This window comes from Heliomicrobium gestii (genome assembly GCF_009877435.1).
Classification (GTDB): domain Bacteria; phylum Bacillota; class Desulfitobacteriia; order Heliobacteriales; family Heliobacteriaceae; genus Heliomicrobium; species Heliomicrobium gestii.
This window is the reverse complement of record NZ_WXEX01000015.1, coordinates 95,901-111,400: the sequence shown is the minus strand read 5'-3', so window position 1 is coordinate 111,400 and position 15,500 is coordinate 95,901. Positions and strand designations below refer to the sequence as shown.

Here is a 15,500-nt window from a genome sequence, read left to right as displayed (position 1 = left end):
TCGCAGGTTCAAGTCCTGCCCCCGCAACCAAGAAGTTATGACGCCTTCAGGAACATCCTGAAGGCGTTTTTCAATGCTCCTGAAGTGGCATTGTCTTTTCAAGTTGTAAAGTATCAATAAATCCCTTTTTTACGATGCTGATTGGGCTTGTTTCGTCCCGAGGCGCCAAGGTAAAATATGATGCGAACCGAGATCAAGGATAGAACATAAACCGTCAGGCATAGGATTTGAGAGCAAGACAACGTCGGAGTGTGGTTCCATGCGAATTGCGGTGATAGACGGACAAGGCGGGGGCATTGGCAGGCATATTGTCGAACGGATCCGGCAGGAATTGCCCGATGATATCGATATACTGGCGTTGGGCACCAATGCGATGGCGACGGCTGCCATGTTAAAGGCAGGCGCGAATGACGGCGCTACTGGTGAGAACGCGATGGTGCAGAATCTGCCCGAGGTGGACATCATCGCAGGATCTGTGGCCATCGTGATGGCCCATAGCATGCTGGGTGAATTGACCCCTGCGATGGCAGAAGCGGTCGGCAGAGCGAAGGCGAAAAAAATCATGATTCCTTTAAATAGAAGTCGCATAGAAATCGCCGGGGCAAAGTCGGAGCCATTGCCCCATCAGGTGCAGGCCTTGGTTCGCCGGATCAAAGAACTCGTCGAGGAGGAGCGTCATGTGTGAGGCGAATGTGTATATCCGCAGAGACGGACAAGATCAGTTGATCCTTGAGTCGGTCGATAAACTGGTTCCAGAACCCGGTCAGGTATCGATGATCAATATTTTTGGCCAGCAAAAGACGATCAAGGCGCGCATCCTCGAGCTGGCGCTGGTCGATCACAAAATTATTCTTGAAGACCTGTAGGAGGAAGATAGTCATATGTCTGGACATTCGAAATGGGCGAACATTAAACACAAGAAAGCGAAAGTAGACGCGCAGAAAGGCAAAGTCTTTACCAAAGTCGGCCGTGAATTGATCGTGGCGGCGCGCCAGGGCGGCGCTGATCCGAACAGCAACTTCCGATTAAAAATTGCTATCCAAAAAGCCAAAGAAAACAACATGCCCAACGACAACATCCAACGGGCGATCCAGCGGGGCGCCGGCGGTGCTGAAGGGACCAATTACGAAGAACTGACCTATGAAGGATATGGGCCTGGCGGCGTGGCCATCATGATTGAAGCGATGACAGATAATCGCAACCGTACCGCTGGCGAGATCCGTCACCTCTTCTCCAAAAGCGGCGGTAACCTCGGTGAAACCGGCTGCGTGTCCTGGATCTTCGAACCGAAAGGGGTCATCCGTCTGGACGCCTCTCCGGAAGCCAGCGGAAAAGCGGTCGAAGAAGATGAATTGATGCTGGTGGCACTGGACTCGGGCGCCCTTGATATCGCTATGGAAGAAGACGAAGCCGAGGTATACACACTGCCCGAGGAACTGGAAACAGTCCGTCAAGCTCTGGTCGATGCTGGTTATGCCCTTTTGTCGGCAGAGTCGACTCTCGTTCCTCAAAACACCATGGAGGTAACCGACAAAGAGGTAGCCGCCAAACTGATCAAGCTGATGGATGCGCTTGAAGACCATGATGATGTGCAAAACGCCTACGCTAATTTTGATATCGATGACGATATGATGGATCAAATCGGATAGTTCTACAAATCGGATACTTTCACACCGGGTGAAACGATTCAACATGATGAGAATAAGAAAAGGAGTCCCTGACAAGGGGCTCCTTTTTCGTGCATTTATTTGGTTGCTTAGGCCGATTGTTCTTCCGTTGGAAGAGGCAATACGGTTTCCTCTTTGGGGGTGGCTAGCGCAATGGAGGTGCGTGTATGGCTAACACCGGGCAACGAAAGGATCTGCGTCGTCAAGATTTGTTCGAGTTCCAGCGTATCTTTGACGCGAATTTTTAACAGAAAACCATCTTCACCGGTGACGCGATGGCACTCCAGTATGTAAGGGCATTCTACAATCTGTTCAACAAAGCGCTGGTACGAGTTCGGGTGGTCCAGCCGTAGTGAGATGAAAGCGGTCAGACCCAGATCCAGGGCCTTCGGATTCAGGCGAGCCTGAAAACCCTGAATAACCCCTTTTTCCTCCAACTTTTTGATCCGTTCTGCAACGGCGGGAGACGAGAGGCCGACGAGCGATGCCAGTTCGGTCTGCGTTACTCGTCCGTTACGTTGGAGGTGCTGAAGTATTCGGCAATCTACGGCATCATACATAAATTTTTGGCCTCCTTGCCTAAAACCACCAACCATTTGATAAGAATATATAAAAAAATAGAGGGGAAGTCAAGGAAAACCGTTTTTTTGTTCGAAAAACCTTCGAATGAATCTCAGTATTTCCTGTTGGCAAGAATATCTACTGAGTAAAAGAAAAATTTTTACATGAAATCAGTAGAAGTTTCTGACTGATTGGGAAATGAGGTTTTGGCAGTGTCACTCATTTTAAAACGCCGGTCTCAGCCTGCTGCGGATTGGTCGCCCTTTCGCCCCGCCCTTTTACTGCTTTTTATCGTCTCCTTCAGCTTGACGGTCCTGTCGGTTTTCGCCTATGATTTGATGGTCGTCAAAAATGATGGCTCTTGGGCTTCCCGGTACGGAAAGGACATGCTCGATCGACCGATCGCGCCGGGCGTTGTGATCACGATTGAAAAAAATTATCACATCTGTGGCCATAAAACAGTAGAAAATCTGGATCGACCCGATGACTGGACAGGCCGTCTTTTCCGCGAATTGTTGCAGCGGTATCCAGAAGGGGACAACTGGCATTGGGAACTGAGCCCTGGTCAGATCCGGCTGCTGCGAAGTTGTGAAGGCCTTTGTCCTGACGATGCCGCCAAACGGCACCTGGGTGTTGTCAACGGGGTGGTGGCGGTCATCGTCGGTCCTCCCGGTTGTTTTGGCGGGATCGATCGGTTGACCCATCTGCCGGCTGAACGGTTGCCTGCGCCGGTGTATCAGTTGGCGCAACGGGGATGGCTGGATGGAATGACGCTGGACGAGCTCTCCCTGCTTATGGATGGCGTGGACGGATCTAACAGTCATAAAGAAAAGGAATCAAGCGAAGGACGTCGAAAACCTTAAATTGTATCGAATCAGGGAGGTGGCGGGTTGGTAATCCTGGGGATCGACCCGGGAACGGCCATTTGCGGATACGGTTTGATTGAAGCGCAAGGCAACCGGCTCTCTGCCCTTGCTTACGGCGCTGTGCGCACACCGGCCCACACATCCCAGGCTTCCCGGCTGCATACGATTTTCACCGATTTGGAGGCGATCATCGCCACCTATAACCCAAGCCATATCGGCGTGGAGGAGTTATTCTTCAATCGCAATGTCACCACGGCGATCACGGTAGCCCAAGCCCGGGGCGTCGTGCTGCTGGCGGCGGCCCGGGCTGGTCTCTCTGTCCATGAATACAAGCCGTCCCAGGTGAAACAAGCCGTTGTCGGCTATGGACGGGCGGAAAAACAACAGGTCCAGCAGATGGTGCGCGTCTTGTTGGCATTGGACGAGATTCCGAAGCCGGACGATGTGGCCGATGCGCTGGCCGTAGCCATCTGTTGCGCCCATAGCCTGACCTGGGGGGTGGCCTGTCGATGATCGCTTTTTTACGGGGCCGTCTCGCCGGTGTCGGTGATGATTGCCTGCTCGTCGACGTCTCGGGCGTCGGTTACCGTGTCTTTGTGCCGGCGACGATGCTGGCGTCGCTGCCCCGGGTAGGCCGGGAGGTATTGATCCATACCTATTACCATACACGGGAGGATCAGGTCAGCCTCTTTGGCTTTATCAAGGAGGAGGATTTAGAATTCTTCCGCCTCCTCTTGGAGGTCAGCGGCGTCGGTCCCAAAGTTGGCTTGGGGATTCTTTCTGCCTATTCCGCCATGGAGGTGCAGCGGGCGATCATCGCCGAAGATGTGCTCGCCTTGACGCGGATTCCGGGCATTGGGCGCAAAACGGCCCAACGCCTGGTGATCGAATTGCGGGACAAGCTGCTCAAGCAGGGCCTTCGCGTCGTGCCGGTGCTGGGATTGGCCCAGCCTGTCGGATTGAGCAGCGACAACAGCGAAAACGATCTTCCCCAGGAAGATACGTTGGCCCAAACTCGTCTTTCGCCAGACCCTTCCCCAGGAAATGACGCTCAGGGAGAAGCGGCAACCAAGGATGAATCGCAGGACCGTCATTCCCCCGAACCGGCAGAGCAACCGGCGCGCAGACGGAAAAAAGCGACCGCTGTCGATGCAGGTCGTATGTGGAAGACACTCCCCCGCGACGAGGCCTTCTCGGCCTTGCAGGTGCTGGGATACTCGGCCAATGAAGCCAGAGATGCGCTCGTCGATGCGGCGGCCCATGTATCGCCTGATGGCGACGTGGAGGCATGGATCAAGGGTGCGCTCCGGTTTCTCGGGTCGCAGTAAGGGGTGACGTCAGATGGATGAACGGATGATGACCTCGGCCACTCGGCCTGAGGATCGCGAGGCCGAGTGGAGCCTGCGTCCGCGGACGCTGCGCGAATACATCGGTCAGGACAAGTTGAAAGAAAATCTGACGGTCTTCATCCAAGCGGCGCTGGGCCGGCGCGAACCGCTGGATCATGTGTTGCTCTATGGACCGCCGGGTTTGGGGAAGACGACGTTGGCCCAGATCATCGCGACGGAGTTGGGCGTGCAGCTGCGGGTCACCTCCGGACCGGCCATTGAACGCCCGGGCGACTTGGCAGCCATCCTGACGAATCTGCAGCCGATGGATGTCCTCTTTATCGATGAGATCCATCGCCTCAACCGGGCGGTGGAGGAAGTGCTCTACCCGGCTATGGAGGATTACTGTCTCGATATCGTCATCGGCAAGGGACCGGCGGCCCGGTCGATCCGCATCGATCTGCCTCGGTTTACCCTCGTGGGCGCCACAACGCGCGCAGGGATGCTCACATCGCCCCTGCGGGACCGTTTTGGCGTCATTCATCGCCTGGAATACTACCGGCCCGATGAATTGGAGTTCATCATCCTCCGGGCCGCTTCGATCCTCGGCGTCACTGTCGAGACCGACGGCGCCCGGGAGATCGCTCTTCGCTCGCGGGGGACGCCCCGTATTGCCAACCGCCTGTTGAAGCGGGTCCGTGACTATGCCCAGGTGCTTTCCGACGGCGTCGTCACGGCCGAGGTGGCCCAGGAGGCCTTGCGGCGGCTGGAGGTGGATCCGCGCGGCCTCGATACGACCGACCAGCGGCTGCTGGAGGCGTTGATCCGGAAATTCGCCGGCGGTCCTGTCGGTGTGGAGACCTTGGCCGCCTCGGTCAGCGAGTCTGTCGACACCATCGAAGACGTGGTCGAACCCTACCTGATGCAACTCGGTTTTTTGAACCGGACGCCTCGGGGTCGGATGGCTACCGTGGCTGCCTGCGAGCATATGGGATTGCCTGTCCCTGCGGGATTGATGGCGCTTTTGGAAGGGCGCTCGGCGGCGTCGCCGGTCGGAACAGGCGAAGCCCTTTCCGCCAACGCCAGGGCCGCAACGGAACAGGCTGCCCTATCCTTTGATGAGTAGGTGACCGGAATGCATTTGCTCCTGCACACCTGCTGCGCCCCTTGCGGCATCGTCCCTTTTGATCTCCTGCGCGAGGAAGGCCATCAGGTGACTGCCTATTACCATAACCCAAACATCCACCCCTATAAGGAGTTTCTCCGGCGCAAAGAGACGCTGGAGGCCTACGCGGCTTCCATTGACCTGCCATTGATCGTCGATGAAGAGTACGCGCTGGAGGCGTTTTTGGGGCGGGTGGCCGCCGACCCGGCAGGTCGCTGCCCCCACTGCTACGACCTGCGGCTGCGCAAAACGGCTGAGAAGGCCAGGGAACTAGGGATGGAAGGCTTCAGCACGACCTTGCTGATCAGCCCCTACCAGGACCACGAGGCCTTGCGTCGCGCCGGTGAAGCGGCTGGACGCGAGGCGGGGGTGCCCTTTTTCTATGTCGATTTTCGGCCTCGCTTCCGGGAAGGGCAGCAGCGAGCGCGGGAGTTGGAACTGTATCGGCAGCCCTATTGCGGCTGCATCTATAGTGAAAAGGATCGGTACTACAAGGCCAAAGGGAGGTCAAAGCCGTGATCGACGGAGGCTCCTTCGGCAAATGGCTTATGGTGGCCGGCGCCGGGCTGCTGCTGTTGGGTGGCTTGTTCTGGCTGCTCAGCCAGTTCGTTTCACTGGGGAAGCTGCCCGGCGACATCAGCTGGCAGAAGGGGAATTTCAGTTTTTACTTTCCCCTGGCCAGCAGCCTCCTGATCAGCCTGCTGTTGACGATCCTCTTGAACCTGTTTTTTCGCCGATAGGATAATTTACCCCTAGAAAAATTGTCCTGGACCCGAACAAATATAATAAAGAAGGTGACACCTTGGCATCCTTGTTTGGCAACAGCGTATTTGCATCGAGGAATCAGGAGCCTGAGAGCCTTCTTGTTCGAGCTCGGGAGGGGGACGAGTGTTCCCGCAATGCCTTGATCCGGAAGTTCACCCCCTTTGTGCTGAGGGTCACCTCCCAAACGAGCGGGCGCTATGTCCGGATGGGCAGTGATGACGAGGCCAGCATCGCCTTGATTGCGTTTAACGAAGCAATCACAAGCTACCGGGAAGAGAAAGGTGTTTCCTTTTTGTCCTTTGCCGAGACGGTGATCCGTCGCCGCTTGATCGACTATTTCCGTAAGTCGATGAGGAGCCAAAAGGAGATCCCCCTGTCTGCCTTCACCTATGAGTCGGAGGAGGAAGCGGGGGAGGAAGGGAACAACCGGATGGAGATCAAACAGGCGACAGCGGCGTTTTTGGCCGAATCGGAAGCGAACGATCGCCGGACCGAGATTCTCCATTACAACAAACTGCTACAGGAATACGGCATCCGTTTCAGCGAACTGGTGGAACTGGCGCCAAAGCATGAGGACGCCCGCAGGCGAGCCATCCAGGTGGCCCGGTGTGTCGCGGAAAGGCCCGAGTATCGTGATTACCTGAAACTAAAAGGATCACTGCCGCTGAAAGACCTGGAACGGGACGCCGACGTGAGTCGAAAGACCCTGGAGCGACAGCGAAAATACATCATCGCTGTTGCCATTATTTTCATGGAAAATCTGGAACACTTAAAGGATTACATTGACAAGGAGTGATTCCCGGCGAAGGACGAAAAGGTCCGCCCGGTTCACCCTCGCCTGATGGGTCCTGCGGACAGGAGGTCGGCCGCCAAGTGGATCAACGCGGCGTGGTGCTGGAGATTGAGGGGGAGGAGGCCATCGTTCTTACCCCCAGCGGCGAGTTCCGGCGCCAGCGCATTTCCTATCCCAAGCCGGAAATCGGCGATGAAATCTCCCTGACTTGCGGGAAAAAGACGCTGGCCCAGGCAAAGGGACGGTGGGCTAGCACGCCTTGGCACTGGATGACGACGGCTGTGGCCGCGGTGGTGCTCCTCATGGTCAACCTGACGGGATTCGGCGGGTTAGGGGGACAGCCCATCGACAAACCTGCCCCTGACGGTGAGGCGGGAACGGTGCAATTGGCGACCGACGACGCGCCGGCGCCAGATGGCCTCGCCGTTCGGTTCGTTTCGGTGGACATCAACCCTTCGATTGAGCTTGCTTTAAATGAAAAAAACCGGGTCATCGAGGCCCGACCGCTGAATGATGACGGAAAAGAGCTGATTCCGGCGGAAACGCTCAAGGGGTTGGATGCGGAGGAAGCCATTTCTCGGATCACCGATGAAGCGGTCCATCAAGGCTACCTGTCGCCGACTCGCGATAACGCTGTCGTCATCGCCGTTGCCGGTGAGGACCGCCCTTCGACAGATGAGGAGCGTCTGGAAGCGAGATTGCGCGATTCAGCGCTGACGGTGTTGTCGAAAGGAAAATCATCGCCCCAACGGGTGCAGGTCGTCCGGGCAACAGCCGATGCGAGGAAGAAGGCCCAGCAACTTGGACTGTCTGTCGGTAAGTATGCCGTATATCTGGAGGCGCTGGACCGGGGGTTGGCGGTGCGCGTAGCAGACTTGAAAAAGACCTCCATCACCAAGGTGATCAGCGCTGCCGGTGGAAACCCGCTGGATGTGCTCCAGGGAGCGGCTCAGAAAAAGGATCTTGCAGGCAAGGAAGCCAGACATCAGGACCAGATTCGGGAAGACCTTCACGAAGCCGCGGCGCAACCGGCCTCGTCACCGGCAGGAGGATTAGCCCCATTGGCAGGGGCGTCTCAACCGCCTTCCGCTGCCCAAGGAGCGGAAACCGGGGCGGTGAATGAGCCAGTCGAAGTTCCGCCGTCCCACCAGGAAAAGGCCCAGCCCACATCGCAGCAACCTCCCTCCGATCGGGAAACCATTCCGTCCAATCAAGAAACACCGCCGACCGAGCCCGCGCAGACTCCCCCAAAGGTTAGCATGCCTTTACCGACAGAAGAGGGCACGGTTCCCCTTCCTGATGTCCCCGCAGAAACGCCTTCACCTCCTCCACCGTCTCCATCGACTGCAGCGGGCTCACCGGTAGATGACAAGCATGCGGCGAATCCAATCGGAATGCCGAGCGAGTCCCCAGCAGAGCCATTGCGTCAACCCGGGCCATCCCATTCTGGATCTTCTTAACCAAATAACCGGAGTTTCCCATGTCAAAAAGGCTGTCGAGTCATCGGCAGTCTTTCTTTTTTGATGAAAAGAGAGGACAAACAGGAAAGTGCCGCCAATTTGTCGAAAACAGAGGAGGTTGAGCCCTGCCGAAAGGAGCACATTGACGAATGAGAGGCAGCAAGAGAAATCGACTTGCCACGCTGCTGGCCCGATTCACCCTGGTAAATCTGATCCTTTTTCTTTCTCTTTTGATGGCGCTAGGTGCTGCTGGCGCCGCCGAAACAGGCGCGACGCCTGCGTTGCGAGTGTTGATCGATCAGCGATCGTCCGTCGATATCAAGGTGTTGTCCGGTACATATCAGTGGTATGATGAGGACTTAAAAATGCTGGTGGAACCTGTCGCTTCCACCGATGCATGGCACGCCGCCGCCGCCGGATCGTCCATCAAACTGGAGAAAAATGGTCGGCCATTGGCAAAGGCCTTCGGTGGCCCCCTGTTGCTGCAAGCCCTCGGTGATGGTGAGAATAGGATCGAAATCAACGGTAAAAAATACCGTGGCAGTCTGCGTCTCTACCATCTCCGCTCACAAGGCGCCAGCAATCTGGCGCTGATCAATGTGATCGATGTGGAAACATACCTTTACGGTGTCGTCGGACAGGAGATCGGTCTGAATGCGCCTGAGGAGGCGATGAAAACCCAGGCCGTCGTTTCGCGCACCTATGCCTTGCAGAAGCGCGAACGTCGTGCCCAGGCCGGCGACTTCTATGATCTGCGGGATGATCAAGGGAGTCAGGTGTACAAGGGGGCCGATGGCGAATCCCCAAAGGTCCGCAAGGCTGTTGACGATACGCGCGGGCAGGTCATCACCTTTGACGGGGCGCTCATCGAGGCTGTTTTTCATTCCAACAGCGGAGGGTATACGGAAGATGCCCGTTGGGTTTGGAACAGCGATGTGCCCTACCTGCGTGGCGTTCCGGCGCCGGAAGACAAATACGCCGAGGAGTGGGGCGGGACGGCGGCCCTTGCCTACCATTGGCGGAAAAACCTCTCACCGGCCGATGTGGCCCGGAAAACCCTCTCCCTGACCGGTAAGGATCCGGGAGAGGTGCAGCGACTGCGCGTCGCTGAGACGACCGCCTCGGGGCGTGTGATCCGCCTGGACGTTGTCGGCTCACGGGGGACCGTAACGGTTGAGCGGGATCGTGTACGTCAATTGTTGGATGCGCCATCGACGAAGTTCACCGTCACCGATGGCGGCGCCAGCTATATGGTCATGGGATACGGCGCTGAAGGGCTCAGAAAAAGCGCCCTCCCGGCAGGCGGGATCTACGGGATCACCGCCGAGGGTCAGGCGGAGATGAACAGTGATTTTTACGTCATTACGCCCGACGGCGCCGGTCCGGCGCCCAAAACACCGTCAACCGCGTCTGGCGGCTCGATTGTCCTTGATGGCTATGGCTTCGGCCACGGCGTGGGCTTGAGCCAATGGGGCGCCATGGGCTTGGCGCGCGACGGGAAAGGGTACAATGACATTATCGAACATTATTACAATGCCGATCGTCGCGACGGACGGTTGCGGATCATGAACAATTGGGGGAAATAATGGAAGTCGCGCTTTACGATTATGATTTGCCGAAGGAAGCGATCGCACAGACACCGGCAGAACCAAGAGACGCCTCTCGCTTGATGCTCCTTGATCGAGAAAGCGGCGTTGTCGACCACCGGATCTTTCATCAGATCGTCGACATCCTGCAACCGGGCGACCTGCTGGTCGTCAACCGCACCCGCGTGATTCCAGCCCGTTTATATGGAAAAAAACGCGAAAGCGATGTAGCCGTCGAGATGGTCTTGCTCACCCCCCGAGGCGATGATCGCTGGGAAGTGTTGGTCCGGCCCGGCCGGCGACTGAAACCGGGAACCGTTGTCGACTTCGGCGAAGGCCGGTTGGCGGCGGAAATTCAGGAAACGACCGATTTTGGCGGACGGATCGTCCGCTTTGAGTACACCGGAGATTTTGACAAACTCATCGACGAACTCGGCGAAATGCCCCTGCCGCCGTACATTGAAACCCCCTTGCCCCAGGCAGAAGCTGAGCGCTACCAGACGGTATACAACCGTGAACGGGGATCGGCGGCAGCCCCGACAGCAGGACTCCACTTCACGCCCCAACTGCTCGACCGATTGAGGCAGCGAGGGATCGAGACCACCTCTGTTCTGCTTCATGTGGGCCTCGGCACCTTCCGGCCTGTGCAAGTTGACCGCATCGAGGATCACAAGATGCACTCCGAGTTCTTTCAAGTCGACCCCGAGGCCGCTGAAGCCATCGCAAAGGCAAAAGGGGAGGGACGCCGTGTCATCGCCGTTGGCACCACCGTCGCCCGCACCCTCGAAACCGTCGCCAGCCGCAACAACGGCGCGATTGCGGCCAGTTCCGGCTGGACAGACATCTTCATCTATCCCGGATACACCTTCCACTGCATCGACGGCATGATCACCAACTTCCACCTTCCCAAGTCCACCCTGCTCATGCTCGTCTCCGCCTTTGCCGGACGCGAAAACATACTGGCCGCATACCAGGAGGCCCTGAAACAGGGGTATCGTTTCTTCAGTTTCGGAGACGCCATGTTGATCATCTAAGCGTTTAGGTGGAGAACCGCTGGGAGCGGCAGTTTAGCCCTTAGTAGATAGAAACTCATGCCACGGATGAATCTTAAACAAGCAGAATAAGCTCTGAAAACAACGTAACCCTAACAGCAGTCTGGGGGCCGATTGGTGCAGCGAGCATTTGGGCGGAGCAAGCAAGCGAGTAGCCACGGAGCCCTTCGCGAGCGGAGCCAATCGGCCCCCGACGTAACGTTACAGTTTGCAAAAGGTTAGAAGAACATGGCTCTAGCAGCCTCAACGCGCCGGAGCCGCTAGGAGGAAGCGCCTTGACCGCCGCAGTCCATTACGAACTCACCAAAAAATGTGACCGAACCAGCGCCCGGGCGGGGATCCTACATACCCCTCACGGCTCCTTCGAAACGCCCATCTTCATGCCGGTCGGCACCCAGGCCACCGTCAAGACGATGACGCCGGAAGAGGTGCGCGACCTTGGCGCCGGCATCATCCTGTCGAACACCTACCACCTCTACCTGCGGCCCGGCTCCGACCTGGTGCGCGAGGCCGGCGGCCTGCACAAATTCATGAACTGGCCCCAGGGCATCCTCACCGACTCCGGTGGATACCAGGTTTTCAGCCTCGGACCGCTCCGCAAGATCACCGAAGAGGGCGTGCGCTTCAAGAGCCACATTGACGGGTCAGAGCACTTTTTTACACCGGAGAAGTCAATCCAGATCCAGATGGACCTTGGCGCCGACATCATCATGGCCTTTGACGAGTGCCCACCCTATCCCGCCGAACGCGATTACGCCCAAAAATCACTGGAGATGACGACCCGTTGGGCCAAACGCTGCCAGTCCGCCCATACCCGAGAGGATCAGGCGCTCTTTGGCATCACCCAGGGAGGCATGTACGCTGACCTGCGCAAGGAAAGCGCCGCCCGCCTGGTGGAAATGGATTTCCCTGGCTACGGCATCGGCGGGTTGAGCGTTGGCGAGCCGAAACCGTTGATGTACGAGATGCTCGACGCCACCGTCCCGGTACTGCCGGCAGACAAGCCCCGTTACCTGATGGGCGTCGGCAGCCCGGATTGCCTCTGGGAGGGCGTCGAACGGGGCGTCGACATGTTCGACTGTGTGCTGCCCACCCGGGTGGCCCGCAATGGACTCGCCTTTACCTCCCATGGCAAGGTGGTTATCCGCAATGCCGAACACGCCCGTGACTTCGACCGCCTCGATCCCGAGTGCAGTTGCTACACCTGCCGCAACTACAGCCGCGCCTACCTGCGCCACCTCTACAAGGCCGAGGAAATTCTCGTCTACCGCCTCCTGACCATCCATAACCTGCATATGCTCCTGAACATCATGCGGACGATCCGCCGGTCTATCCTGGAGGGGCGCTTCCTGGAAGCGAAAAAGGCCTTTTTTGACAAATATGGGGAGGAAAAGGCTTAGGCGGCATCGAACGAAAACCGTAAAAATCATGAAAGAATGAAAGTGTATCTTAAGAAGGGGGTTAACTGTCATGGATTCGTCCTCCCTTTTGTTGGTCTATCTGGTCGCCATGTTCGGACTTTTCTACCTTCTCTTCATTCGTCCGCAGAAGAAAGCGCAAAAACAGCACAAAGAGATGCTGGACAAAGTGAGGGTCCATGAGAGGGTCCTGACTGCCGGGGGCATTTACGGCGTCGTCACAGAAGTGGGTGAAGATACGATCACCGTCAAAATCGCCGAAGGGGTTCAGGTTGAACTGGCCAAGACGGCTATCGTTGAGATCGCAGAAAAGGAATAACGTGTTCCTCCCTTTGACAAAATATTTCAAAAAGTTTACATTAATAACAGGAATTCGAGAATATGGGTCGAATGTGTAAGTGAGAAGCGAATTCCGTTATTGTGTAGCCATTGAACTGTCGAGGGGAGGAGGAAAAATGGATTCCTTGGTGCTCTTGCGCCGGATTCAGCGTAAACGCAAAGAATTGGATCGATTAGCCCGAAAATTCGATTGCCGCAATCTGACGAGTGGCCTTTTATATCGAAAATCCTGTGAACTGGATCGACTGATTGTCGAGTACATGCGTGTCAACCGTCAGATGGAACTCGATTTTCCGGATTTTCTTCCTGGCCGCTGAGCAAACTACTCAGCGGTCTATTCATGTCCGTCCATGACGGCTATATCCAGGTTAAGACGATGTCCAGCTTACGATAAAGAAACACGGAGAAATATGGAGCAATCCGTAGCAAACGAAGTAAGCCAAGCAAACCAGGTAAGCCAGGTAAGCACGCTAAGCCAGAGAAAAGGAAGAGAGCCATGACTGTCGATATTCGCGCGATTCGTGAAAACCCGGAAGTCCGGGCGTACATCGAAAAAGGCGATGAGCGCCTCAGCGTGCTCGGCTATACGGAACACGGACTCCGTCATTCCGCCCAGGTCAGCGCTCAGGCGGAGGCGATTCTGTCTCACCTCAACTACCCTGAGCGTGTCGCCGAATTGGCCGCCATCGCCGGCTACATGCACGACATTGGCAATGCCGTCAGCCGTGATGGACATGCTCAAATCGGCGCCTTGCTGGCCCGCAGCATCTTGCGCGATATGAAGATGGACTTCCCGGAGATCGCCGAAGTGATGGCCGCCATCGGCAATCATGACGAAACGGTCGGCCAGGTGGTGAACGCCGCTGGCGCCGCCCTCGTCCTGGCGGACAAGAGCGACGTCCACTTCCGCCGCGTTCGCAACAAGGAACGGGTTTCCTTCGACATCCATGACCGTGTCAATTACGCTGTTCGCGAATCCAAACTTGTGCTGGAGGGCCAGGACATCACCTTAACGCTCAAGACAGACCCGGAGATCAGCCCGCTCCTGGATTACTTCGAGATTTTTCTGCCCCGCATGGTCATGTGCCGCCGGGCAGCTGCCTTTCTGAATTGTCGCTTTCACTTAATAATTAATGATGCCAAGATGCTTTAGTTAATTTTTGTAACTACAGCGCTTTTGTTTGACATTCTTTGAGATTTGGGAGTATAATTCGAATTGTTTCGTATTCCCAGGCAATCATCCGTAGAAAAAAAGCAAACCTTTACAAGGAGGCAGCGGGCAAAATATGAATGCACGCAAAACGCTCCAACTGGTGGCCTTAATTTTGGTGGTGGCCGTTGCTGCCGCCTTGAGTTACGGCCCGATTAAGCAAAACGCGAAGCTTGGGCTCGACCTGCAAGGCGGTCTTTATGTGGTCTTGCAGGCAGAAGAGACACCAGACCGCAAAGTAACCAAGGAAGAGATGCAGCAGGTTCAGGCCATTATGGAACAACGGATCAACGGGCTCGGCGTTGCGGAGCCGCGGATCCAGTTGGAAGGAACCAACCGGCTGCTGATCGAACTGGCTGGGATTCAGGATCCCGATAAAGCAGTCGATCTGATCGGCAAAACAGCCGTCCTGACCTTCCGCACGACAGACGGCAAAACGGTTATCGAAGGCAAGGATCTGAAAGAGGCCAAAGAGGCCTTGGAGCCTGGAAGCAAGACGGCCATCGTTCAGATGACCCTGAACAGTGAAGGCGCGAAAAAGTTTGCCGATGTGACCCGGGCCAATGTGGGCAAACCGATCGGCATCTATTTGGACCAAGATCTTTTGCAGAACCCGACTGTCACCGAACCGATCACAGGCGGGCAAGCTCGCATCACCGGTTACGGCTCGCTGGAAGACGCCCGTCGCATCGCCTTGCTCCTGAATTCGGGCGCCTTGCCGGTCAAGATGGATATGGTGGAAAAGCAGACCGTCGGTCCGACCCTCGGCGCCGAGAGTTTGGATAAGAGCGAGACAGCGGCCATCATCGGAATTGGCCTGATCTTCGCTTTTATGTTCCTCTACTATCGCGTTCCCGGCTTTGTGGCGATCATCTCCCTGATCCTCTACTCGGTGATCGTTGTCGGCATCTTGACATGGCTCCACGCGACATGGACGTTGCCTGGCATCGCTGGCTTTCTCCTATCCCTTGGTGTCGCCGTCGACGCCAACGTCATCATCTACGAGCGGTTGAAAGATGAACTTCGCCATGGCAAGACGCTGCGCACAGCCATTGAGGACGGATTCCATCGCGCCTTTACCACCATTTTAGATTCCAACGTAACCACGCTGATCTCTGTTGTCGTTCTCTACTCTCTCGGCACTGGCCCGATTCGTGGCTTTGCCATCACATTGGGCATCGGCATTGTCGTCAGCATGTTTACGGCCATCAGTTTCACCCGGCTGTTGCTGCGGTCTGCCGGCGGCAGCGGCATCCTGAACAACAAGAAACTCTACGGCGCCTGATAGGA

The 15,500-nt window shown here is 56.5% G+C and carries 19 protein-coding genes; 18 read left to right on the top strand and 1 reads right to left on the bottom strand.

The window, feature by feature from the left end; translation table 11 throughout:
* Positions 1 to 259: 259 nt before the first annotated feature.
* From GTO89_RS15380 to GTO89_RS15370, 3 genes are read left to right on the top strand one after another with little or no spacing between them, the layout of a single operon-like run.
* The gene (locus tag GTO89_RS15380; RefSeq protein ID WP_161262980.1) at positions 260 to 685 is read left to right on the top strand and encodes a DUF3842 family protein; all 426 of its coding nucleotides are present in this window, start codon (positions 260 to 262) and stop codon (positions 683 to 685) included.
* Complete coding sequence (locus tag GTO89_RS15375) at positions 678 to 866, top strand: CooT family nickel-binding protein (RefSeq protein WP_161262979.1); 189 nt, start codon at positions 678 to 680, stop codon at positions 864 to 866. The genes GTO89_RS15380 and GTO89_RS15375 overlap by 8 nt, the downstream gene beginning before the upstream one ends.
* A gap of 15 nt (positions 867 to 881) precedes the next feature.
* Positions 882 to 1,649, top strand: a complete 768-nt coding sequence (locus tag GTO89_RS15370) for a YebC/PmpR family DNA-binding transcriptional regulator (RefSeq protein ID WP_161262978.1) — start codon at positions 882 to 884, stop codon at positions 1,647 to 1,649.
* Positions 1,650 to 1,756: 107 nt separating this feature from the next.
* On the opposite strand, the gene GTO89_RS15365 is transcribed toward GTO89_RS15370, so the two are convergent.
* Entirely contained in the window at positions 1,757 to 2,227 is a 471-nt protein-coding gene (locus tag GTO89_RS15365) for an Lrp/AsnC family transcriptional regulator (protein WP_161262977.1), read from the bottom strand.
* Positions 2,228 to 2,440: 213 nt separating this feature from the next.
* Here GTO89_RS15365 and GTO89_RS15360 point away from each other — a divergent pair, with 213 nt between their 5' ends.
* The 15 genes from GTO89_RS15360 (at position 2,441) to secD (ending at position 15,495) form a co-directional block, all read left to right on the top strand.
* Positions 2,441 to 3,091, top strand: coding sequence for a hypothetical protein (locus GTO89_RS15360; RefSeq protein WP_161262976.1), 651 nt, complete (start codon positions 2,441 to 2,443; stop codon positions 3,089 to 3,091).
* Positions 3,092 to 3,118: 27 nt separating this feature from the next.
* The gene (ruvC, locus tag GTO89_RS15355; RefSeq protein WP_161262975.1) at positions 3,119 to 3,607 is read left to right on the top strand and encodes a crossover junction endodeoxyribonuclease RuvC; all 489 of its coding nucleotides are present in this window, start codon (positions 3,119 to 3,121) and stop codon (positions 3,605 to 3,607) included.
* Complete coding sequence (gene ruvA, locus GTO89_RS15350; protein WP_161262974.1) at positions 3,604 to 4,422, top strand: Holliday junction branch migration protein RuvA; 819 nt, start codon at positions 3,604 to 3,606, stop codon at positions 4,420 to 4,422. The genes ruvC and ruvA overlap by 4 nt, the downstream gene beginning before the upstream one ends.
* A gap of 13 nt (positions 4,423 to 4,435) precedes the next feature.
* Positions 4,436 to 5,548: a Holliday junction branch migration DNA helicase RuvB gene (gene ruvB, locus GTO89_RS15345; protein ID WP_161262973.1), complete on the top strand. Its 1,113-nt coding sequence runs from the start codon at positions 4,436 to 4,438 to the stop codon at positions 5,546 to 5,548.
* A 9-nt stretch (positions 5,549 to 5,557) separates the two neighbouring features.
* Positions 5,558 to 6,106, top strand: coding sequence for an epoxyqueuosine reductase QueH (locus GTO89_RS15340; RefSeq protein ID WP_161262972.1), 549 nt, complete (start codon positions 5,558 to 5,560; stop codon positions 6,104 to 6,106).
* Positions 6,103 to 6,327, top strand: coding sequence for a DUF2905 domain-containing protein (locus tag GTO89_RS15335; protein ID WP_161262971.1), 225 nt, complete (start codon positions 6,103 to 6,105; stop codon positions 6,325 to 6,327). The genes GTO89_RS15340 and GTO89_RS15335 overlap by 4 nt, the downstream gene beginning before the upstream one ends.
* Before the next feature lie 62 nt (positions 6,328 to 6,389).
* Complete coding sequence (gene sigI / locus GTO89_RS15330; protein ID WP_161262970.1) at positions 6,390 to 7,148, top strand: RNA polymerase sigma factor SigI; 759 nt, start codon at positions 6,390 to 6,392, stop codon at positions 7,146 to 7,148.
* A gap of 77 nt (positions 7,149 to 7,225) precedes the next feature.
* Positions 7,226 to 8,605 (top strand): anti-sigma factor domain-containing protein, encoded by a 1,380-nt coding sequence (locus tag GTO89_RS15325; protein WP_161262969.1) that lies wholly within the window; start codon positions 7,226 to 7,228, stop codon positions 8,603 to 8,605.
* A 149-nt stretch (positions 8,606 to 8,754) separates the two neighbouring features.
* A complete protein-coding gene (locus GTO89_RS15320; RefSeq protein ID WP_161262968.1) occupies positions 8,755 to 10,191 on the top strand; it encodes a SpoIID/LytB domain-containing protein in 1,437 nt (478 codons plus the stop codon).
* Complete coding sequence (gene queA, locus GTO89_RS15315) at positions 10,191 to 11,225, top strand: tRNA preQ1(34) S-adenosylmethionine ribosyltransferase-isomerase QueA (protein ID WP_161262967.1); 1,035 nt, start codon at positions 10,191 to 10,193, stop codon at positions 11,223 to 11,225. The genes GTO89_RS15320 and queA overlap by 1 nt, the downstream gene beginning before the upstream one ends.
* Positions 11,226 to 11,518: 293 nt before the next feature.
* A complete protein-coding gene (gene tgt, locus GTO89_RS15310; protein ID WP_161262966.1) occupies positions 11,519 to 12,643 on the top strand; it encodes a tRNA guanosine(34) transglycosylase Tgt in 1,125 nt (374 codons plus the stop codon).
* Positions 12,644 to 12,713: 70 nt separating this feature from the next.
* Entirely contained in the window at positions 12,714 to 12,980 is a 267-nt protein-coding gene (yajC, locus tag GTO89_RS15305) for a preprotein translocase subunit YajC (RefSeq protein WP_161262965.1), read from the top strand.
* Positions 12,981 to 13,116: 136 nt separating this feature from the next.
* The gene (locus tag GTO89_RS15300; protein WP_161262964.1) at positions 13,117 to 13,317 is read left to right on the top strand and encodes an aspartyl-phosphate phosphatase Spo0E family protein; all 201 of its coding nucleotides are present in this window, start codon (positions 13,117 to 13,119) and stop codon (positions 13,315 to 13,317) included.
* A gap of 179 nt (positions 13,318 to 13,496) precedes the next feature.
* Positions 13,497 to 14,153, top strand: coding sequence for an HD domain-containing protein (locus tag GTO89_RS15295; protein WP_161262963.1), 657 nt, complete (start codon positions 13,497 to 13,499; stop codon positions 14,151 to 14,153).
* Between the two features lie 133 nt (positions 14,154 to 14,286).
* A complete protein-coding gene (secD, locus tag GTO89_RS15290) occupies positions 14,287 to 15,495 on the top strand; it encodes a protein translocase subunit SecD (protein ID WP_161262962.1) in 1,209 nt (402 codons plus the stop codon).
* The last annotated feature ends 5 nt before the right edge of the window (positions 15,496 to 15,500 follow it).